This is a genomic window from Cyclonatronum sp. (assembly GCF_022565315.1).
Taxonomy (GTDB): Bacteria; Bacteroidota; Rhodothermia; order Balneolales; family Cyclonatronaceae; genus Cyclonatronum.
This window is the reverse complement of sequence record NZ_JAIUMX010000020.1, coordinates 1-19,559: the sequence shown is the minus strand read 5'-3', so window position 1 is coordinate 19,559 and position 19,559 is coordinate 1. Positions and strand designations below refer to the sequence as shown.

The 19,559-nt window shown below is 54.6% G+C and carries 18 protein-coding genes; 8 read left to right on the top strand and 10 right to left on the bottom strand.

All coding sequences use genetic code 11. From position 1 onward, the window contains the following. Positions 1-12 precede the first annotated feature (12 nt). From LAT75_RS05440 to rplU, 4 genes are all read right to left on the bottom strand, one after another. Complete coding sequence (locus LAT75_RS05440; protein WP_291481618.1) at positions 13-2,019, bottom strand: M23 family metallopeptidase; 2,007 nt, start codon at positions 2,017-2,019, stop codon at positions 13-15. A 170-nt stretch (positions 2,020-2,189) separates the two neighbouring features. After that, positions 2,190-2,858, bottom strand: a complete 669-nt coding sequence (locus LAT75_RS05435) for a fumarylacetoacetate hydrolase family protein (RefSeq protein WP_291481617.1) — start codon at positions 2,856-2,858, stop codon at positions 2,190-2,192. 117 nt (positions 2,859-2,975) lie between these two features. Next, positions 2,976-3,233, bottom strand: a complete 258-nt coding sequence (gene rpmA / locus LAT75_RS05430; RefSeq protein ID WP_291481616.1) for a 50S ribosomal protein L27 — start codon at positions 3,231-3,233, stop codon at positions 2,976-2,978. Positions 3,234-3,252: 19 nt separating this feature from the next. Further along, positions 3,253-3,564 (bottom strand): 50S ribosomal protein L21, encoded by a 312-nt coding sequence (rplU, locus tag LAT75_RS05425; protein ID WP_291481615.1) that lies wholly within the window; start codon positions 3,562-3,564, stop codon positions 3,253-3,255. Positions 3,565-3,852: 288 nt separating this feature from the next. Between rplU and LAT75_RS05420 the strand changes: the two genes are divergently transcribed. Then, the gene (locus LAT75_RS05420) at positions 3,853-4,044 is read left to right on the top strand and encodes a hypothetical protein (protein WP_291481614.1); all 192 of its coding nucleotides are present in this window, start codon (positions 3,853-3,855) and stop codon (positions 4,042-4,044) included. 97 nt (positions 4,045-4,141) lie between these two features. On the opposite strand, the gene LAT75_RS05415 is transcribed toward LAT75_RS05420, so the two are convergent. From LAT75_RS05415 to LAT75_RS05390, 6 genes are all read right to left on the bottom strand, one after another. Then, complete coding sequence (locus tag LAT75_RS05415; RefSeq protein WP_291481613.1) at positions 4,142-4,978, bottom strand: tetratricopeptide repeat protein; 837 nt, start codon at positions 4,976-4,978, stop codon at positions 4,142-4,144. 96 nt (positions 4,979-5,074) lie between these two features. Next, positions 5,075-5,719, bottom strand: a complete 645-nt coding sequence (gene lexA / locus LAT75_RS05410) for a transcriptional repressor LexA (protein ID WP_291481612.1) — start codon at positions 5,717-5,719, stop codon at positions 5,075-5,077. Between the two features lie 412 nt (positions 5,720-6,131). Beyond that, positions 6,132-7,472, bottom strand: a complete 1,341-nt coding sequence (glmM, locus tag LAT75_RS05405) for a phosphoglucosamine mutase (RefSeq protein WP_291481611.1) — start codon at positions 7,470-7,472, stop codon at positions 6,132-6,134. 57 nt (positions 7,473-7,529) lie between these two features. Beyond that, entirely contained in the window at positions 7,530-9,545 is a 2,016-nt protein-coding gene (locus LAT75_RS05400; protein WP_291481610.1) for a hypothetical protein, read from the bottom strand. Between the two features lie 11 nt (positions 9,546-9,556). Further along, on the bottom strand, positions 9,557-10,099 hold the full coding sequence (locus tag LAT75_RS05395) for a cob(I)yrinic acid a,c-diamide adenosyltransferase (RefSeq protein ID WP_291481609.1): 543 nt from the start codon (positions 10,097-10,099) through the stop codon (positions 9,557-9,559). A gap of 75 nt (positions 10,100-10,174) precedes the next feature. Next, positions 10,175-10,810: a YigZ family protein gene (locus LAT75_RS05390; protein ID WP_291481608.1), complete on the bottom strand. Its 636-nt coding sequence runs from the start codon at positions 10,808-10,810 to the stop codon at positions 10,175-10,177. A gap of 329 nt (positions 10,811-11,139) precedes the next feature. Between LAT75_RS05390 and LAT75_RS05385 the strand changes: the two genes are divergently transcribed. The 7 genes from LAT75_RS05385 to miaA all read left to right on the top strand — a co-directional run. After that, positions 11,140-11,823 (top strand): succinate dehydrogenase cytochrome b subunit, encoded by a 684-nt coding sequence (locus LAT75_RS05385; RefSeq protein WP_291481607.1) that lies wholly within the window; start codon positions 11,140-11,142, stop codon positions 11,821-11,823. Then, the gene (locus LAT75_RS05380; protein WP_291481606.1) at positions 11,823-13,763 is read left to right on the top strand and encodes a fumarate reductase/succinate dehydrogenase flavoprotein subunit; all 1,941 of its coding nucleotides are present in this window, start codon (positions 11,823-11,825) and stop codon (positions 13,761-13,763) included. The genes LAT75_RS05385 and LAT75_RS05380 overlap by 1 nt, the downstream gene beginning before the upstream one ends. Before the next feature lie 18 nt (positions 13,764-13,781). Next, positions 13,782-14,537 (top strand): succinate dehydrogenase/fumarate reductase iron-sulfur subunit, encoded by a 756-nt coding sequence (locus LAT75_RS05375; RefSeq protein WP_291481605.1) that lies wholly within the window; start codon positions 13,782-13,784, stop codon positions 14,535-14,537. A 407-nt stretch (positions 14,538-14,944) separates the two neighbouring features. Continuing rightward, positions 14,945-15,991: a hypothetical protein gene (locus tag LAT75_RS05370; protein ID WP_291481604.1), complete on the top strand. Its 1,047-nt coding sequence runs from the start codon at positions 14,945-14,947 to the stop codon at positions 15,989-15,991. Positions 15,992-15,995: 4 nt separating this feature from the next. Beyond that, positions 15,996-17,093 carry a hypothetical protein gene (locus LAT75_RS05365; RefSeq protein WP_291481603.1) on the top strand — a complete coding sequence of 366 codons (1,098 nt, stop codon included), beginning with the start codon at positions 15,996-15,998 and terminating at the stop codon, positions 17,091-17,093. A 430-nt stretch (positions 17,094-17,523) separates the two neighbouring features. Next, on the top strand, positions 17,524-18,612 hold the full coding sequence (locus LAT75_RS05360; RefSeq protein ID WP_291481602.1) for a PorV/PorQ family protein: 1,089 nt from the start codon (positions 17,524-17,526) through the stop codon (positions 18,610-18,612). A gap of 90 nt (positions 18,613-18,702) precedes the next feature. Further along, a partial coding sequence (gene miaA, locus LAT75_RS05355) for a tRNA (adenosine(37)-N6)-dimethylallyltransferase MiaA (RefSeq protein ID WP_291481601.1) occupies positions 18,703-19,559 on the top strand: 857 nt, incomplete at its 3' end.

Here is a 19,559-nt window from a genome sequence, read left to right as displayed (position 1 = left end):
CAGCGGTTTGTGCTAACGGTTCAGCTCAAAAGTATGTTCGCTCACATTTCCGGCATGATCGGGCACGCGTATTAACACGGTGTTGATACCCCGCTGCGGGCTGAAATCCGGGCGATGGTAGCGCAGGGTGTGGCTGAACGGGTCGTACTCTGCGATACCGCGCACACCGTTGACCTCAAAATGAACACGGTTGAAGTCAATGCCCGACTCCAGATCAACTGCGCGAACACTCACAAACCAGCGCCGGTCAGAACTTCGCTGCCACAAGCGGGGGCGTGTTACGGAAGGCGCTGTAGTGTCGGGGCGGATTACGTAAAGCCCGAAGCCGTTCAGGTTTGCGATGAGCTGATTGCCTTCAACGCGGGTGTTGTTTACAGCAACTTCGCGGTTGCGTCGCTCATCCACAAAGTAAAGCCCGATCTGCGGGTTGCCGCGCAGGGAATCAGGCAGGGTGATCATGGCCTGAAAGGGTGCCCGCATGGGGACCTCCTCGGGGGAGATGCGTACGAAATCCCGGCCGTTGCGTGCGAATCGGGTTGCGTGGATGTAGGTGGTATCGAAAGCGGCACCGGGCGGGAAGTGCAGCACCATACGGTAGGCAGGAAAACGCAGCGTGGTACGGGCCTCCCGCCGGATTTGATGCAGCCTGAAGTGATAGCCCTCGCCGGTGCTTATGCTCACGGTTTCACCCTGCAGGGTAGCGGCCTGAACCGGCATCATAGCCGTATAGGTACGCTGAGGCGCATTGAACCTGCCGTCTTCCCGCAAGCTTATTGTTTTGCCGGGATTGCCCCGGGGGCGAATCCAGCTGGCGGACCACTCAAAACTCCGGTGTGGTTCAAAACGGGATTCGCTGCCGTTCAAAACCGGTTTGGGATTTATTGCCGCTGCAGCTTTGAAGGCCAGCTGTTGCGCAGGGGGCTCAAGGCGCGGGGTTTCGGGTACATCTATTTGGAGGGTGGCACGGGCCCGGTTACCGCTGTAATCGAGCGCGGTAATTTCAACTGAATGCCGACCGGGTTCGAGGCGGAGGCTGCCGTCGCCCAGGCTGCGGTTGTAAAAGGGCAGGGTATTTCCAGGCAAAATATGCAGCCGCTGAAAACCCCCGCGCCGTTGTAACAACAGAGGATAAACGCGATCGATCAGCATCTGCCGGCCTTCAGCCATCGGGAAACTGTCTGCCCGCGAGTGGAACAGCAGCTGCCCGTTTACCCGCATTTGGAGTTCGTAAACTGCGTAAACGTTACGCCCGTTGTCGGATCGGTCACTGGCGTTTACCGCAAGGCCTATGGTTCCTTCTGCACTCACGCGGCCGAAGTCGAAGGTGTTTCCGCGCCGGGTGGGGCTGAGGGTGCGGGTTTCCTTGCTACCATTAACGAGTGCATCGGCACTTATGGGCAGCACGGCAAGCCCGGAAAAAGTAGGGGGCACATTGTCGGCAATGTCGATACCGACAAGTTTAGGGTTGTAGGCGTCGTTCCAGGGGGAGCGCAGCTCAAAATGCAGGTGTGGCGGCCCGATGCCCGTTGAGCCGGAAACGCCGATCAAATCCCCCTGTTTGAAACGGATACCGTAGTCGGCTACAATTTTATCGAAAGAATGGCGGTAGGTCTGAAAACGGTAGGAATCGACCAGCTCACGTATGCCCGGCTCGAAATCCTGCAGGTGGGCATACACCGAAAAGCTGCCGTCGTCGTGTTGCAGGTAGATCACGTTACCGTATCCGTGCGGACTAATGCCTACACGGTAAAGCAGTGCGTCGCGGGTGGCATACACTTCGAAGCCTTCCCTGCCCCAGGTTCCGATATCGGCTGCAGCGTGGAAATGGGCAGAACGTGTCTCGGCAAATGTGGCGGAGAAGTAATCACTGGCATTGGTAGGCCATAAAAAAACAGCGTTGCTGTCAATAAATTCAGGAAAACGAAGTTCCTGAGCTACTGAAACCTGAGGAATGAGGGAAAAATAGGCAAGAATGAAACAAATGAATCCTGATGAAAGTCTGCGGGAAGCCATGCGCATGAGTGCGGAAATGCTGTTTAGGGCTGAATGGGGTAGAAGGGCATCCTGTGGCGCGGTGAAAAAAAGCTGGTTTAAGGGCTGCTGTAAAGTTTAGGGGCCGGAAGCACATCACCCTAAAAAAAAGGCCCGCAAACCTAACGGATGCAGGCCTGAAATATACTGCAGAAGCCTTAGATTTCCCGAACAGTGAGGCGTAAGCTGCTTAAATTTTTCCCTAACATTGCGCTCACTTTGTCGCCGTGTATCAGAGGGCCTACGCCCTCCGGTGTACCTGTGAAAATCAGGTCGCCCTTGTGGAGGGTAACATATTGAGAAAGAAAGCTGATGAGCGCGGGCAGGCTGAAAATCATGTCAGAAGTATTGCCGTGCTGCCGCCGTTCGCCGTTAACAAACAGAGAGATGCTCAGGTCTGCCGGGTCTTCTACGACGGAAGCTTCCGCGAAATTGCCGATGGGGGCGAAGGTATCCATGCCTTTAGCGAGCGTCCATGGGTGTGCTTTTGCTTTTAGCGCCGATTGCAGATCGCGGGCCGTAACATCGATGCCGATGGCGTAACCCGAGATGTAGCTCATAGCCTCTGATTCCGGAACGAACCGGCCTGTTCGGCCAATACTGACAACCATTTCCGCTTCATGATGAACGTCGCGGGTGAGGTTTTTGGGAATGATGATTTCCCCGCCGTCAAAAGTAATGGCTGTAACGGGCTTGGTGAAAACAACCGGCAGGGCCGGAATCGGATTGTTGAGTTCTTTGGCATGTTCCGCATAATTTCGCCCAATACAGTAAACCGAGTTGATGGACTGCGTTTGGGCGAGGCCGGGTATTTTAATATTTCTCATGGAATAAGCACATTAAGCGTGAAAATGGCACATACGGGAAAAGCCCCAAACCTGAACGGTAAGGGGCTTTTAAGATTTTTTCAGAACTGGCAGGCTGTCAAAAAACCGGTAGGCTTTTTAAGACACTGCTACAACCGAAACGAATTTGCGGTTGTTACGGCCGGTTTTGAACTCAACCGTGCCCGGTGCAGTTGCAAAAATGGTGTAATCTTTGCCGAGACCAACATTTTCGCCCGGATGTACTTTGGTACCGCGCTGACGAATAATGATGTTGCCGGCCTGAACAAACTGACCACCAAACTTCTTGACACCAAGTCGTTTGCTTTCTGAATCGCGGCCGTTTCTACTGGAGCCTTGACCTTTCTTATGAGCCATTTTAGTGAGGTATTAAGAGTTAAACCGTAATGGAGTTGATGGTTAACTGGGTGAGATGCTGGCGGTGACCGTTGCTTTTTTGGTACCCTTTGCGGCGTTTCTTCTTGAAAACAATAACTTTATCGCCTTTGAGGTGCTTTTCAACAGTAGCTTCAATTTTGGCCGACTCAACAACGGGAGCACCAACGGTAACGTCGGCTTCGTTGGAGACGAGCAGTACTTTGTCAAAAGAAACAGATGCTTCCGCATCTTCTGCAAGGCGATCCACAAAAATGGTATCGTTTGCTCTTACTTTGTACTGATGACCGCCAATTTGGACAATTGCGAACATGATGGAAAAATTCTGTGGGTGGTTTTCTGATTAGCTTGCAAATATAATAACTCTACAGGTCATTATCAAAATGAATGCGTAACAACCTTATTTTATATCAGTGCTCTGGTACAGACCTGCGTGAAGCCTGCGGCTTTACGCTTAAGGCATGCCATTGCGGTTTTGCTATATATGAAAAAGCAGCCTAAACCCGGTCAGGCATTTCTTTTTGAAGCCTTTCGATTCATTGATTTTGGGTATATTTATGGCATATTAATTACAACCAACATCTTAATCTTCTGATTTACCATGAGTTTACCCGATCTGCATAAGCAGGCTATGGCCATGAAAAATAAACGCCGCCTGCGGCTCGACGGCGGCCGTGCCTGGATCAAAAACGGACAGCTGCATGATGCGGTGAAGTCTGCTTCTCTCAAAATTGAGCGCAATCCGGAACATAAGTTTGTTGATAACAAGGCGCTGCCAGCAGTAATAAAGTAATCCTTGCGTTCACCTGCGGTGAAACGCTCTAACAAAAAAGCCCGGCATGCCGGGCTTTTTTGTTTAATTGACGCGACTGTTTCGGAGCCAGTAAAGCTTAGTAAAGTGCCATTGAAAAGCGGCGGCGGTACTTCTTCGCTGAAGGATGCGCATCGGTAAGCAGTTTGAAAACTGCAACGCAGGCTTTGCGGGCACCGTCGTCTTCGAAGCTTCGGTCGGTCATCAGCACGCTGATGAAATTTTCGAGCGCCTGATCGTAATCATGGGCAAACAGCGCTGCGGCCCCTACTTTGTACTGCTCAGCAGCCTTGCCGGAACCGGAGATCCCGGTTTTGCCTGTAGCAATATCCTGAAGGGCTTTCAGGGTTTGAAGGCTTTCCCGCTCAATCTCGAATTTGCCTGAGTCAGCTACGGCAGCCAGAAGCTTTTCTGCGGTTGGGATGTCGTCAGGAAGCAGCAGCATGGCGAGATCGGTAATGGCGCTGTGGTCTTTTTGGTCTTTATCGTAAATCTGTTTTGCCAGGGCGAGCGCAGCTTCACGGTTGCCGGTTTCGATCAGTTTGGCGGTGTTCAGGTCGTCTTCCTCAGCTTCTTCTTCGCCGGTATCGGGCAGGTTTTCGCTGAGCCACTGTTTTACCTGTGCTTCGGAAAGGGAACCTTCAAAGGATCCCAGCAGCTTGCCCTGAAATAGCATCCTCACAGCGGGGATGCTTCGGATTTGAAACTGAGCCGCTATCTGCTGGTTTTCGGGCGCATCAACATTCACCTTCACAAATTTCCATTTGCCGTTTGCCTTGGCGGCAAGTTTTTCAAGAACCGGACCAAGAGTTCGGCAGGGTCCGCACCAGGGCGCCCAAAAATCGAGTACTACCGGAACAGTCTGGCTGGGCTCGAGGATGTCAGTGCGGATGTCTTTTAATTCGTAATCGGCCATATTCGTTGGTTAAGAGATCAGGATTTAAACGATGTTTGCTTCTTCTTAAGCAAAGATAAGGCCAAAGGCGAAGGGCTGTCAAAAGCGGTGGCTGTATCAGTCAGGCCGCTGCCGGTAAAAGCCTGAGCGGTTTACATGCCCGATGTATTTACCCAAAATGCGCACTTCTTCGAAAATATCAGGCTCAATCATGATGTTGCTGTAGGCATCGTTGGCCGGTTCAAGGCGCAGCCCGTTGGGGCCGTAATAAATTCTTTTAAGGCTTGTTTCGCCGTTGTAGAGTACGGCGCCAATATCTCCGTCTTTCACATCATCATCCATGAGGAGTACGAAATCTCCGTCCATAACGCCGGTATCCCGCATACTGTAGCCGCTCACGCGAAGAGCATAGATTTTGTCAAGGCCGGGTAGCAGGTGCTGCAGCGTTATTTTCCCAAGATTAGCTTCAACAGCCTCCTGCAAATATCCCGCTGCAATTATGCCGCGTACCGGAATCCCTTCCGCGCTGCCTTCATCCTGCCTTGAAAGTTCTTCCGGGAGCAGGTATTCACCATCATCACCCTTCACCAAAAAACCTTTGCGAACCAGCGCCTGCAGGTTCTGGGTTACGCTGTTTGGAGATTTGAACCCGAATTCATCCGCAATTTCACGATAGGTTGGCCAAATTCCGTTGTCCTGATAGTATTCGCGGATATACTCGAAGAATTGTTTTTGTTTTCGGGTGAGCTGCTTCAGATCCATAGGTACCTCGTTTAGACATAGGTTTTATATATGTGTGTAATATATGAATCGTGAACTAAACCACAAACCCAAAGCTGATTTTATCTGAAATAAAAACAACCTCCCCGCGGCAGCCTCTGCCATCCCGGCATCCGGCCGCTGATTCCAAAGCCCTTGCCCGTCCCAAAGCCTTTATTTTTTTTGGGGGGGGAACTCCGTGAGCATCACGGTCTTTCGTGCTTGTGAAAAATCCCAAATCGGCGGCCTGCCCCATGCTTTTGAGATTCAGGCGCTCCGCGGCCCCGCCCGGTAGCATGCTTCGGAAAATCAGCTGTTTACCGGCTATATCTTAGCAGTATCCGCGCAAAACGGACCTTGTTTCTCCAGGCTCACGCGCCATGAGCGGGGCCGGCATCGGCCCCCTCAAAAAACGTTACCGGATCACCGATTTTATTTCGTCCGCAATTTCATTAGCGCGAGCCATGCTGCTGCTTTCGGTGTAAATCCGGATAATGGGCTCGGTATTCGATTTCCTCAGATGCGCCCAGCCGTCCTCCAAAAGAATCTTGATGCCGTCGGTATCGTCGGGGTCGAGGTGTGCGTAGGCGTGCAGTACTTTGAGCAGCGCGGCCTCAGCGTTGATGTCGCCCAGCTGAATTTTGTTTTTGGAGATGAAATAATCCGGTAAGCTGTCGCGGTATTCCGCCGCAGTGAGGCCGGTATCGGCCAGGTGCTGCAGCATCATGGCGATGCCAACGAGGGCATCGCGGCCGGCGTGCAGCTCGGGCAAAATAACGCCTCCGTTGCCTTCACCCGATATGACCGCGCCGGTTTCCCGCATTTTGTTAACTACGTTTATTTCCCCTACGGCCGCCCGGTGACACTTCACCCCGTGTTTTTCTGCCACAAAATCGCAGATCATGGAAGAGGAAAGATTGGTGCACACATCACCTTTTTTGTAATTAAGGTAGAAATCGAAGGCCGCGGCCTGCGTGTATTCTTCCCCGAAAAGGCGGCCGTTGTTGTCCACAAGGGCAAGCCGGTCGGCATCGGGATCGGTCACTACGCCAAGATCAGCCCCTTTCTCTTTGATGAGATCGCAGATTTCACCCAAATGCTCGGGCAGCGGCTCGGGGTTGTGCGGGAAGAGTCCGTCGGGCGTGCAGTGCAGCTTGTGCACGGTATTTACGCCCAGCCGCTCCAGCAGGTAGGGGATGCTTTCTGAGCCGGCACCGTTTACGGCATCAACGGCTACGGTGAAATTACGCGAGGCAATTTTTTCCGCATCAATGTAGGGCAGCGCGAGGATGCTTTCCACATGCGAGTGCAGGGCTTCGGAATCGTGGGTTACGGCTCCGATTTTGTCCCAGGCTACGTAGCTGATGCCCTTCTCCGCAATGGCAAGCACCTCCGCGCCTTCTTGCGCATTCAGGAACTCGGACTTGTGGTTGAGCATCTTGAGCGCGTTCCATTCGGCCGGGTTGTGGCTGGCCGAGAGAATGATGCCTCCGGCTGCCCCGTGCTTGAGCACGGCCATGGCTACGGTTGGGGTGGGCACGATGCCGAGTTTTACCACATCGCAGCCGGCTGACTGCAGCGCGGCCACAACGACCTGCTCGCAGAGCTCGCCGGTAACGCGTGAATCGCGGCCAACTACGACTTTTTTGCCGCCGGTCCACTCACCAAAAGCGGCGCTGTAGCGTGCCAGATTTTCGGGATTCAGATCAGGACCGAAGATGCCCCGGATGCCTGATACAGATACCATAAGTGCCATAAGAAAGTTTTTTGTGTGTGATGGGATGTGATGAGAAGTAAGGTGCAGATACCCGGCCTAATTGCGGCTCAGGTGCCGGTTTAGCTGCTGCCGCCATGCCGCCGCACCCGGAAAATTCGGGTTGATGCGTTCGAGGCGCCGCAGGATGTCATCGGCTTTTTGAAAGTCGCGCTTCAGTCCGTAAGCGCCGGAAAGGTTGAAAAGGGCCTGCATGTCGTCAGGCTCAATTGCGAGGGATTCTTCAAGCAGGGCGATGCCGCGGTCCAGGTTGCCGGCATCTACTTCGATGGCGCCCAGCATGCGGGTTGTGAATGCACTTGCTTCTATTTGGTAGGCGCGCTCGAGCAGGGGGCGGGCTTCTTCAAAGTTATTGAGCCCCAGCCATATGCGGGCTGCAAAAATGAAGGGGCTGTCGTTGAACGGCTGCGCCCGCATCAGCCCGCGGTACTCGGCCAGGGCCAGCTCAAAACGGCCCTGATTTTCATAAAGTCCGGCCAGCTCAACCTTGCTTTGGTCCCAACGGCGGCCTTCATTCACCACCAGAAACGCCATGCTGTCGGCCTCCGAAGTGAAACGGTAATTTCGCGGGTAGCCCCTCGGGTCGCGCTGCTCTACAAATGGCCAGGCGTTCATCAGCAGCTTTACCCGGTGCTCGCCAACGCGGTGATCAAATTCGGTGAGTTCCATCCGCTGAATGTAGTGCTGCCAGCTTTGCAGCCGGTCGGTTTGCAGGCTTACAAAGGGGAGCCCGGCCTCTTTGAAGCTTTCCATGAAGGTGCGGGCCATCAGGTGGAAGCCGGGGATGTTCGGGTGCAGGTGCTCGGTCATGAGGTTGAAGCCGATCAGCCGGTGCTCACTTTCCCGCTTGAAGGCTTCGTGAACCGGCACGGCGAATACATTCGGGAAGCGGTCGGCCGTTGCGCGGATGAGCGTGTTGAACGATTCCGGGGCGCGGAAACGCAGGGCGTCAAGCTCTTTGGCATATACGAAGCGCTCAAACGCCAGCCCGAAATCACCCGCTTCATACGCCTGCAAGGCTTGAGCAAAAACCGCATCAGCGGGAGGATGATTTTCTGATTCAACCGAGAGAAAAGGGTGATGGTCTTTGAGGTTGCTCGTGAGGGTGCCGATAAACACGGGCACATCAGCCCGCTCAAAACGCCGCATGATGGCGTTCAGGTTGCTCTCAAACTGCAGGCGGCCAAGCTCATACAGCTGACTGTCGAGCGGGATGAGCTGTTCGCCAACCATCCGCTGCATCAGCGTGCCGCTGCCGGTAGCGGCTGAGCCGGAGGCAAAAACGCCGCTCAGGCGCACGATGCCGTCGCGCAGCAGCATGAAGGTGCGGTACCGCTGCAAGCGCAGGTACGCCCGCACAAAACCGGGGAAGGCCCCGAAGGTCTCTGCCGAGGCAACGCCAAGCGCGCCGTAGTACTCGTTGTGCCCGGCATAAATCAGAATGGCATCCGGCTCATATCTCAGAATCTCGGGAATCTGATCAAAAATGGAGTAGCTGTTGATGGCTGAGGTGGCAACGTTTACGACCTCAACGTGCCGGTCGGGTGCCATATCCTGCAGCATATCCCGGAATGAACGGCCGAAGCTGCCGTTGAAGCCATAGGGGTAGCCGTTGGCTGTTGAACCGCCCATCACAAAAACACGAAATCCGTTTTCCGGTTTTTGGGTGAGAAAAACATCGTCTGACGGACTCGGCAGCGTGCTCGTCTGGAAAAAATAGCGGCCGGTGAAATTCGGGTTGGGCACCGCGTAGCGGCCTTCGAGCGACTGCGGGTACACAAACAGGGAGAGATCGCCCCGGTAGTTGCCCATGCGCAGGCCGGCTTCCAGCAACACAAAAAAGAGTACCGGAATGGCAAGCATCACAGTGTAAAACAAGAGCCTGCGGCTTCCTGCCGGCTCAGATGGTGCGGATGTGGCCTCTTTCTCCTTCAGCTGAGTGAGGTAGGCGCTTACTTCCGCCTCATCTGCTTTCAGATCAGCCGCAATTCGTCTCGCAGATTTTGATGCGGCATTTTTTTGGATGTAGCTTTTTTGCTTGGTGGTTAGGGCCATATCAGCGAAGCTTAGCGGGCAATCCAGCGGGTTTCCGGGATGTTGGAGCGCTCATTTTCGAGCCGTGCCATCACAAAGAGCAAATCCGAAAGCCGGTTGAGGTAAATCACCACATCCTCAGAAATATCTTCGGTTTGGCGGGCTTCAATACAAATGCGCTCGGCCCTGCGGCAAACGGTGCGGGCGATGTGCAGGGCGGAAGCTGCCTGCGTGCCGGTGGGCAGCAGAAAGTTGGTCAGGGGCGCGAGTTCAGCCGAGACTTCATCAATAAAAGTCTCCAGCAGTTCAAAGTGGCTGCTGCCGATTCGTGCAATTTTTGCCTGTTTGGTCGGTGGCGTGGCAAGATCGGCCCCGAGTACAAAAAGATCGTTCTGTAGCTGAACTGCGATTTTCTCGTTTTGATCTGTGAGTGCGAAGCTGCGTGCAAGGCCGATAAAGGAGTTCAGTTCGTCAGCTGTGCCGTAGGTCTCAATTCTGATGTTCGTTTTTTTTACGCGCTGTCCGCCGAAAAGGGAAGTCTCGCCTTTGTCGCCGGTTTTGGTATAAATTTTCATGAAAATGGGGTGGGGCAAAAGTGTTTTGATTAGGGGTGTTAAAATTAGGGTTATGAGCAGGTAAAACCAACTTGATTAGAGAGGCTCTGTGATCAGCACCTCACCCGCTGTGCGGCAGCTTACGCCCAGGTAGTTCAGTTTCTCAAGCGCCAGCAGAAGGGCCGGCGCGGTGCCGGTTGCAGCATGTACCGTGTAGCTGACCTCCTCCGTGTAAACGGCATCTTCGATATGCGCGCCCGACTGCGTGACGAGGTAATCGACCTGCTTCTTCACGGGATATCCGCAGCTCATTTCGAGAATGATACCGGGCTGTAGCTGAAGCAGCCCGGCTTCATCGAGGCAAAGCGCGGCGCTGCGGCCGTAGGCATCGATCAGGCCCGGCTTGCCGAGTTTGGTGCCCCCGTAGTAGCGCACAACCACAACGGCGCAGTTGATGAGGCTGCGCGACCGCAGCTCGTTGAGGATCGGCAGCCCCGCCGTTCCGGACGGCTCCCCGTCGTCCTGCGAAAACTCCTCCGGCTCATGCGGATTCATGCGCCATGCGTAGCAATGATGCGTAGCGCTGTGATGCAGTTTTTTGATGGATGCGAGCTGTTCGGCAAACGTTTTGGCGCATTCACACGCAAAACCAAAGGCCAGAAATTTTGAGCCAAGAATGCGGTAATCAGCGGTGCAGCTGCCCGAAATGGTATTAAAATCAGTTGAATTCATAGATAGCAAAGTTAGCGAATATTCGCTTAATAGTTGGTGCCGAACGAGTTAAAGTTCTCATGCAAAAGTACCTTTTTTCTGAGTTTAGGACGAAAAAAAATGGCGCAAAAAAGTGTGTTCAGAACAGCAGCAGGGCCGCATTTGTTTTATATTTCGGCGTGGGAATATCTATTTCTCATAGCTGTATTAGATTATTCAGAAGAGATACAAATTAGCCATCCCTTTCAGAAACCAACAGCATAATCTAATACGATTGTTTATATTAGATTATCTCAACAACAGAAACTCATGAACTAAGCTAGTATTATTCGATGGCCTCATTCAGTAATTTGCTCCAAACAACGGTCGGCCGGAAAATCCTGACAGGGGTTACCGGTATCTTCCTCATACTATTTTTAGTAGCTCACCTTGCAGGTAACCTTACCCTCTTCGCAGGCGACGGTGGTGAAGCCTTTAACCTGTATGCCGTATTTCTTCACGACTTAGGCCCTCTGCTGTGGATTGCGGAGCTCGGGCTGATCATTCTTTTTGGTCTGCACGCCTACATTGGCATCAAAATTTATCTCGGCAAGAAAAAAGCCCGCCCCGTTGATTACACCTATTATCAGTCGCAGGGCGGCCCAAGCAAGCAGACCTTTGCATCCAAAACCATGCTTATTTCCGGCATGGTTATTTTGCTGTTTGTGATTCTGCACGTGCTGCACTTCAAATACAATTTCTTTATGCCGCAGATGATGGTCGATAACCCCGCTGGCGGCCAAATGATTGACCTTGCCGGACATGTGGAGCAGGCGTTCCTCAATCCGTGGATTATGCTCGCTTACACTGCCGTTATGCTGCTCATCGGCCTGCACCTGAAGCACGGTGTATGGAGCGCATTCATCTCTTTGGGAGCAAAAAATCCCAAGCTTGTACCGGTGCTCTACACCGTGGGCGGAATTGTGGCAGCATTGCTTGCTGTTGGGTTCTTAATCATTCCTGTTTTCATATTCTTTAATGGAGGATTACTATAATGGAAGTTGCATCAAAAAAATCAACCTTCAAGTGGGATTCCAAAATCCCGACCGGTCCGCTTACCGAAAAGTGGAAAACGCATAAAAATAACATCAAGCTTGTAAATCCGAGCAACAAGCGGAAGTACAACATTATTGTAGTAGGTACCGGTCTTGCGGGTGCATCAGCTGCAGCTTCTCTTGGTGAACTTGGCTACAACGTTAAAGCTTTCTGTATTCAGGATTCTGCCCGCCGCGCACACAGTATCGCGGCTCAGGGTGGTATCAACGCGGCTAAAAACTACGCCAACGACGGCGACAGTGTATGGCGCCTTTTTTATGACACCATCAAAGGCGGCGATTACCGCTCACGTGAAGCCAACGTGTACCGCCTTGCCGAAGTAAGTAACAGCATCATCGATCAGTGTGTGGCGCAGGGCGTACCTTTCGCCCGCGACTACGGCGGGATGCTCGTTAACCGCTCTTTCGGGGGTGCTCAGCTCTCCCGTACATTCTACGCCCGCGGTCAGACCGGGCAGCAGCTGCTTCTCGGTGCTTACAGCTCGCTGATGAAGACCATCAAAAGCGGAAAAGTGAAGATGTTCACCCGCGAAGAAATGCTCGACCTCGTAACGGTTGACGGCGTTTCAAAAGGCATTATCAGCCGCAACCTCGTTACCGGTAAAATCAACCGGCACGCCGCTGATGCGGTGCTGCTTTGTACCGGCGGCTACGGCAACGTGTTCTACCTTTCCACCAACGCCAAAAATTCCAACGTTACCGCGGCATGGCGCTGCTACCGCAAAGGTGCGCTTTTCGGAAACCCAAGCTTCACGCAAATTCACCCGACCTGTATCCCGGTTTCCGGCGAGTATCAGTCGAAGCTCACGCTTATGAGCGAGTCGCTGCGTAACGACGGCCGTGTTTGGGTGCCAAAAGCCAAAAACGACAAGCGCCATCCGAACGACATCCCCGAGGATGAGCGCGATTACTACCTCGAGCGCATCTATCCGAGTTTCGGAAACCTTGTGCCGCGCGATGTGGCCTCCCGCAACGCCAAAAATGTGTGTGATGAAGGCCGCGGTGTAGGCCCGAGCGGCCTTGCCGTTTACCTCGATTTCCGCGATGCCATCAAGCGCGACAGCGAGCAGGCCATCCGTGAGCGTTACGGTAACCTCTTCGAGATGTACGAGAAAATCACCGACGAAAACCCCTACAAAGTGCCGATGCGGATCTATCCCGCAGTTCACTATACCATGGGCGGACTTTGGGTAGATTACAACCTGATGACAACCGTACCCGGACTGTTCGCCCTCGGCGAAGCCAACTTCTCCGATCACGGTGCCAACCGTCTCGGCGCAAGCGCGCTGATGCAGGGTCTTGCCGACGGCTACTTCGTGATTCCCTACACCGTAGGCGACTACCTCTCAGGTATCACCCCCGGCGATGTAAATACCGATCACGAAGCTTTCGATCAGGCTGAAAAAGCCATCGTTGGTGAAATTGAAAAGCTGCTGAACATCAAAGGCGAGAAAACCATCCTCGATTTCCACCGTCAGCTCGGTAAAATCATGTGGGATAAAGTCGGCATGTCGCGCGACGAAAAAGGCCTTAATGAAGCTATTGCAGAAATCAGCGCGCTGCGCAAAGAGTTCTGGGAAAACGTGTTCGTACCCGGCGAGCCGGCTACCTACAATAAATATCTGGAGTACGCCATGCGCGTAGCCGACTTTATTGAACTGGGTGAGCTCATGGCCCGCGATGCACTTGCACGCCCCGAGTCATGCGGCGGTCACTTCCGTGAAGAATCCAAAACACCGGAAGGCGAAGCCAAACGCGACGACGAAAACTACGCGTACGTTTCCGCATGGGAATTCAAGGGCGTCGATACCCCGCCCGTTCATCATGAGGAGCCCCTCGTGTTCGAAAATGTCAAACTCACACAGCGCAGCTACAAATAAGAAACCCCGAAATTTATTATGAGCACACACGATCTTATAACCGTACATCTTAAAGTATGGCGCCAAAACGGCCCGAACGACAGAGGGCACTTTGAGGACTACACCCTCAAAGACATCACAACCCACATGTCCTTTCTGGAAATGCTGGATGTGCTGAACGAAAACCTGATGAAAGAAAAGAAAACACCGGTTGAGTTCGATCACGACTGCCGCGAAGGTATCTGTGGTTCCTGCAACCTGGTTATTAACGGCATCCCGCACGGTCCGCAAATGCGTACCGCCGCCTGTCAGCTGCACATGCGTCATTTCAAGGATAATGAAACCATTACAATCGAACCATGGCGCGCAAAAGCCTTCCCGATCATCAAAGATCTGGTGGTTGACCGCAACGCTTTCGACCGCATTATGGAAGCCGGTGGCTACGTAACCATGGCTACCGGTAATGCCCCCGATGCCAACGCAGTGCCCATTTCCAAAGTGGAAGCCGACAGCGCGATGGACTACGCCGTGTGTATCGGCTGCGGCGCCTGTGTCGCTTCCTGCCCGAACTCTTCCGCCTCGCTGTTTACCGGCGCGAAAATCGCTCAGCTCGCCAAGCTCCCGCAGGGTGCTCCCGAGCGCAAGAAGCGCGTTATCGCCATGGTCGAACAAATGGAAAAAGAAGGCTTCGGCGATTGCTCCAACTACGGTGAGTGCGAAGCGGTTTGCCCGGTGGGTATTTCCATCAGCGCCATCGCAACCATGCGCACCGAATACGTGAAAGCCCTCTTCTAAGCTTTCCGCGATTTAATTCAGAAAAAGGCCGTGCCCACAGGGTATGGCCTTTTTCCATTTAATCAAACCTCACAAAACCGCAGCCCTCAGGCGCAACCGGTGCAGCATTCCTCTTGCGGAAACAACCGCCCTGCCGGTTCCCCGTTTCGTAATTTTTTGGAGAAACTCCGTGCACATCACTGTCTGCGTTGCTTGTGAAAAACCCCAAATCGGCGGCATGTCCCGTGCTTTTTGATGCCGGCGCTCACAGACGGAAAAACGTCAATCCCAAAAGCGTCCGCACCCGGTCTCACCGCCATCTTTGCAGAGACGCAGCGCGGCTTGCAGCAGATGCACTTGGGGTTTGAGGCGGCGCTTCATACCTTATCAAGTTAGGCTAAACGCATGAAGAAATACTTCAAACCTGAATGGCATTCAAAGGCATCTGCCTTTCGCCAATTTCCATCCCAACACAAGCACCCCTGATGTCAGCCGACCCGCGATTTATTTTAGATGCCGAAACGCCCTTCCGTGAGCGGATGCTGCGCGTTGCACGGCATCAGTACGGGCGGGCCGGCACCTTGCAGCGCTTTTGGCAGGCCCTTGGCTGGCCGCCCGATGCCGCCCCGAAGTCCGAAGACTGGCCGCCCCTGCTGCCCGTCGAAGCCTTCCGCGAGCCGCTGTTCGATGACCTCACCGAAGCCCCGCTGGTGTTCCGGAGCAGCGGCACAACCGGCATGCAGCGCAGCATGCACCCGGTCGCTGACCCCGGGCTGTACCGGCAGGCCATTTTCGAAGCCATGCGGAGTTTTTATCCGCTGCAGGATTTCGTGATCCTCGCCTACACTCCGGGCTATAGCGAAAACCCGGACTCCTCCCTCATCTGGATGCTGCGCGAGCTCATCACCGCTGAAACCTCGGGCCTGAGCCGCTTCCTGCCGCTCAATACCGCGATTCCGCCAGATGATCTCCGCAACATCGAAGCCTCCGGCAAGCGGCTGCTGCTGTTCGGGGCGGCTTTCGGCCTCATCGACCTCGCCGAGCGTTTTCCGGTTCAGCTGCCGCAGGGCACCCTCATTATGGAAACCGGCGGCATGAAAACGCACCGCCGCGAAATGAGCCGCGATGAGCTCCATCACAAGCTCGCGGCCGCCTTTGGCCTGCCACCTGCACAGGTACACTCCGAGTACGGCATGACCGAGCTGCTCTCACAGGCCTATGCCGACGGCAGCGGCTGGTTCCGCTGCCCGCACTGGATGCAGATCAGCATCCGCAATCCGGAAAATCCGCTGCTGCCCGTACCGCCCGGCGGGCAGGGACTGATCGGCATCATCGATTTGGCCAACTTTCACTCGTGCAGCTTCATCCTCACCGGCGACCGCGGCGAGATGTTGCCCGACGGCCGCTTTCGGGTGCTGGGCCGCTACATCCCCGAGAACCTCCGGGGCTGCAATTTTCTTATTGACCGGGATTAGGTTTATGAACGCATCACCCGAAAACAAAACCCCGCTTTTAAAAAGAGCCGAAAAACTCGGAACCCTGGTTCAGGCCTGGGTGAGCGGCAAAACCGGCGACTGCGTGGCCGCCGCGCAGCGAACGGTGGATGAGGGCCTTTTTTTACAGGATGATGTGCGCTTCGCCCTTACTCACATCCGGGAAAGCGTAAGGCCGGAGTCGCTCGTCGGTTGGTCGGGGAAGCTGCCGGATCATGCTGAGCCCCTCAATGTGAAACCCGTACTATGCCTGCATGCCGGAAACCTGCCGATGGTAGGCCTGCAGGATGTGCTCGCCTGCATCATCGCCGGACTGCCGTACTGCGGCAAACTTTCGCGGAAAGATCCGCACCTGATGCGATCCCTGCTGGAAACGCTGGAAGAGCAGCTCCGTGAAGCGGAGCTTTCCTTCAGCACGGAAATCAGTTTTTTCAGCGGTCTCGAGGCCGGTGCCGTGCTGTTCAGCGGCTCGGAGAAGTCAGTGCCCGGTGTTTTTGAGCTGCTTGAAGCCTCACAGATTAAGCTCGCCGGTGCGCGCAAACTCATCCGCACGGCGCACAGCTCAGCGGCCTGGATTCCGGCGGCGGCTGTCTCTGACCGCGATCAGCTCGGGAGTCAGCTGGCTGAAGCCATTTTCCGGTACGGCGGGCGCGGCTGCCGCAGCCTCACGACCATCTTCACCGATGCGGAGCCTGTACAGCTGCTGCACCTGATCCGGCAGGCGGCTCAGGCGCAGTTCCCGAACGCAGCCACCCTCACCCTGAACCCGCAGCTGCGCTACCGCGAAGCTTTTTTCCGCGCCATGAAACGCGAAACCGAAGTGTTTGGCGGGCGCCTGCTGGCGGTTACGGAGCCCGATCCGCACACCGACGGGCTGTTGACCATTACGCCGGGTACCCTCGCTGATCTCAGCGCCTTTCTTGGAAAATACGGACCGCGCATCCAAAGCGTGTATGTTCCGGATGGTGCTATGCGCTCTGAAATTGCAGGCAAAAGATCTGAGCCGCTCTCCCGGGCCCAAACCCCGCCGGTACATTGGCAGCCGGACGGAACGGATGCGCTGGAGTGGCTTATGCGGCTGTGAAGTGCTGCTATTCTCATGAGTGCCAATAAGCAGAGAAATTTAGAATGATACTTTCACTCGTATTTTTGAAAATACAATCGGGATATCTTAGATTTCTGTTGTGAAGCTTGTTTTCTATGTTCTGATTTTTGTAGCTCGTTATGAAGAGTTAAAGTCCATCAAAAAGCAGGGGACAGGCCGCCGATTTGGGATTTTTAACAAGCAACGCACACAGTGATGTGCACGGAGTTTCCCCCAAAAATAATGGGGGCGGCAACGGCTTGCGGAGACGGGATCCGGTTGAGGATGTATTTACAGTGCGCGCAGCCCGGGTGGAAGCGGAACCTGAGGCGGGCAGCGGGGTTAAAGCAAAATGTGTTCATTTTGGGCTGAAAAGCCGAAGCCGTATATTGAACACATCCTTTTTTTAATTAAGCAGTTTTTCTCCTTGTTGAAGTTTCTTTCTCTCCTCAGTGCCTTGCTGCTCGGCTTTTTTGCCGCAACGGCCGAAGGCCAAAGCCTTGTGCGCGTTTCCTACGGCAATGATTTCATGTCGGTCGGCAGCGGCGCACGTGCCCTTGGCATGGGCTCGGCACATACCGCGTTCGCAGGCGACGTAACCGCCGCGTACTGGAACCCGGCCGGACTGGTGCGGTTGCAGGGTCTGGAGGCCGCCTACATGCACTCCGAGCGTTTCGGCGGCATTGTGGGCTACGATTACGGTGCCGTTGCCATGCCGCTGCCCGGCTCAGACGGCACGCTGGCGATCAGCTTTTTCCGGCAGGGCGTTGATAACATCAAGAATACCCTCAACGCCTGGGACCGCGAGCGGAACCGGCCGCGGGAAAATGTGAATGATTTTATTACCTCTTTCAGCGCTGCCGATCTCGCGGTGATGATTTCTTACGGTACGCCCGTAAACGAGCGCCTGAGCTGGGGCGCCTCGGTGAAGGTGCTCAACAGCAGCATCGGTCCCTTCGCCAACGCCTGGGGCTACAGCCTCGATCTGGGTGCACAGTACCGCACCGGCGACTACCTCATCGGCGTGAACCTCATGGATATCACCACCATGATGAAATTTTGGAGCGTTGATGCCAACGAACTCCGCGCCCTCGAAACCGAATTCGGGGACGAAATTCCGGTCGGTGAGAATGAGGTGATCCTGCCCACCATCAAAATCGGTGCGGCCCGTTTTTTCTCTTTCGGGGATTTCAGCCTGATTGCGGCCGCCGATACCGATTTACGCTTCGAAAACCGCCGCACCTACTATATTAATGTGGGCGGCATGAGCATAGAGCCGCACATCGGGCTTGAAGCCGGCTATATCGACACCGTTTTTCTGCGTTTCGGCCTTACCGATTTTTCCACAAACCGAAGCGGCCGCATCAACACTTCCCCCACCCTCGGTGCGGGGCTCCGGCTGGGGGCCTTCGATTTCGATTACGGCTTCAGCAGCTTTGCCGGGGCGGCTTCTGATCTGGGCTTCACGCACAGGCTCTCCCTGCGCTTCTCTCTCGATCGCCTGGGCAGTGCTTCCTGATTTAACAGGCAGGGGTCAGGCCAATGCCTCCCAACTCAGATTTTGCGATGTTTTATTCTGATGCTGTGAGCAAAAAGAGAAAGGTGAATCATGGCTGAAAGCAGCCTAAAACGGATTGTCATCATCGGCCCGACAGCTTCGGGCAAATCGGCGCTTGCGGCACAGCTTGCAAACCGGCTGGGCAGCATCGTTATTTCTGCGGATGCCCGGCAGTGCTACAAGCAGCTCGACATCGGCACAGCCAAGCCCGAACCCGAACTGCTGAAACTCGCCCCGCACTTCTATATCTCGCTGCTTGAACCCGATGAGCCCGAGAACGCATCCGCTTTCCGCAGGCGCTGTGACCATTGGGAGGAAGAACACTTCCGGAAATTACAGCAACCGGTTGTGTACGCCGGCGGATCTACCCTGTACCTGCAGGCGCTGTTGTTTGATTTGGATGATGTGCCGCCTTCGGATCCCGTAAATATGGCCCTGCTGCAGCGGCGGGCAGAGGAGGAAGGGCTTGAGCAGCTGTATGAGGAGCTCAAAGCGGCTGACCCCGCTTATGTGGCGCGAATTGACGGGATGAACCGGCACCGCATGTTCCGGGCATTGGATGTGTGGATGCAGACGGGCCGGCCGTTCAGCAGTTTCCACCGGCAGCAGGGCTTCGAAAGCCCGAGAGCCGGCAGCCTTGTCGTGATGCCCGACATCCCGCGGGAGCTGCTCCATGAGCGCATCAACAGCCGCGTTGACGCCATGCTTGAGACCGGTTTGGTTGAGGAGGTGAGCGGCCTGCTAAGCCGCTGGGATGCAAGCCTTCAGTCGCTGCAAACGGTTGGCTACCGGGAAGTTATCGCGCACCTCAAAGGGGAAATAAGCTACGGGCAAATGGCAGCCGACATCAAAACGAACACCCGCCGGTATGCAAAGCGGCAGCTCACCTGGTTCCGTCGCTGGCCGTT

Excerpts from the sequence above, each read along its gene's own strand:
- LAT75_RS05400 (WP_291481610.1), bottom strand. The coding sequence starts at position 9,545 with ATGGCCCTAACCACCAAGCAAAAAAGCTACATCCAAAAAAATGCCGCA.
- LAT75_RS05415 (WP_291481613.1), bottom strand. The coding sequence starts at position 4,978 with ATGGCCGATTACGAATTAAAAGACATCCGCACTGACATCCTCGAGCCC.
- LAT75_RS05390 (WP_291481608.1), bottom strand. The coding sequence starts at position 10,810 with ATGAATTCAACTGATTTTAATACCATTTCGGGCAGCTGCACCGCTGAT.
- LAT75_RS05420 (WP_291481614.1), top strand. The coding sequence starts at position 3,853 with ATGAGTTTACCCGATCTGCATAAGCAGGCTATGGCCATGAAAAATAAA.
- rpmA (WP_291481616.1), bottom strand. The coding sequence starts at position 3,233 with ATGGCTCATAAGAAAGGTCAAGGCTCCAGTAGAAACGGCCGCGATTCA.
- LAT75_RS05370 (WP_291481604.1), top strand. The coding sequence starts at position 14,945 with ATGGCATTCAAAGGCATCTGCCTTTCGCCAATTTCCATCCCAACACAA.
- LAT75_RS05440 (WP_291481618.1), bottom strand. The coding sequence starts at position 2,019 with ATGCGCATGGCTTCCCGCAGACTTTCATCAGGATTCATTTGTTTCATT.
- LAT75_RS05380 (WP_291481606.1), top strand. The coding sequence starts at position 11,823 with ATGGAAGTTGCATCAAAAAAATCAACCTTCAAGTGGGATTCCAAAATC.
- lexA (WP_291481612.1), bottom strand. The coding sequence starts at position 5,719 with ATGGATCTGAAGCAGCTCACCCGAAAACAAAAACAATTCTTCGAGTAT.
- LAT75_RS05375 (WP_291481605.1), top strand. The coding sequence starts at position 13,782 with ATGAGCACACACGATCTTATAACCGTACATCTTAAAGTATGGCGCCAA.
- LAT75_RS05435 (WP_291481617.1), bottom strand. The coding sequence starts at position 2,858 with ATGAGAAATATTAAAATACCCGGCCTCGCCCAAACGCAGTCCATCAAC.
- rplU (WP_291481615.1), bottom strand. The coding sequence starts at position 3,564 with ATGTTCGCAATTGTCCAAATTGGCGGTCATCAGTACAAAGTAAGAGCA.
- LAT75_RS05395 (WP_291481609.1), bottom strand. The coding sequence starts at position 10,099 with ATGAAAATTTATACCAAAACCGGCGACAAAGGCGAGACTTCCCTTTTC.
- LAT75_RS05365 (WP_291481603.1), top strand. The coding sequence starts at position 15,996 with ATGAACGCATCACCCGAAAACAAAACCCCGCTTTTAAAAAGAGCCGAA.
- glmM (WP_291481611.1), bottom strand. The coding sequence starts at position 7,472 with ATGGCACTTATGGTATCTGTATCAGGCATCCGGGGCATCTTCGGTCCT.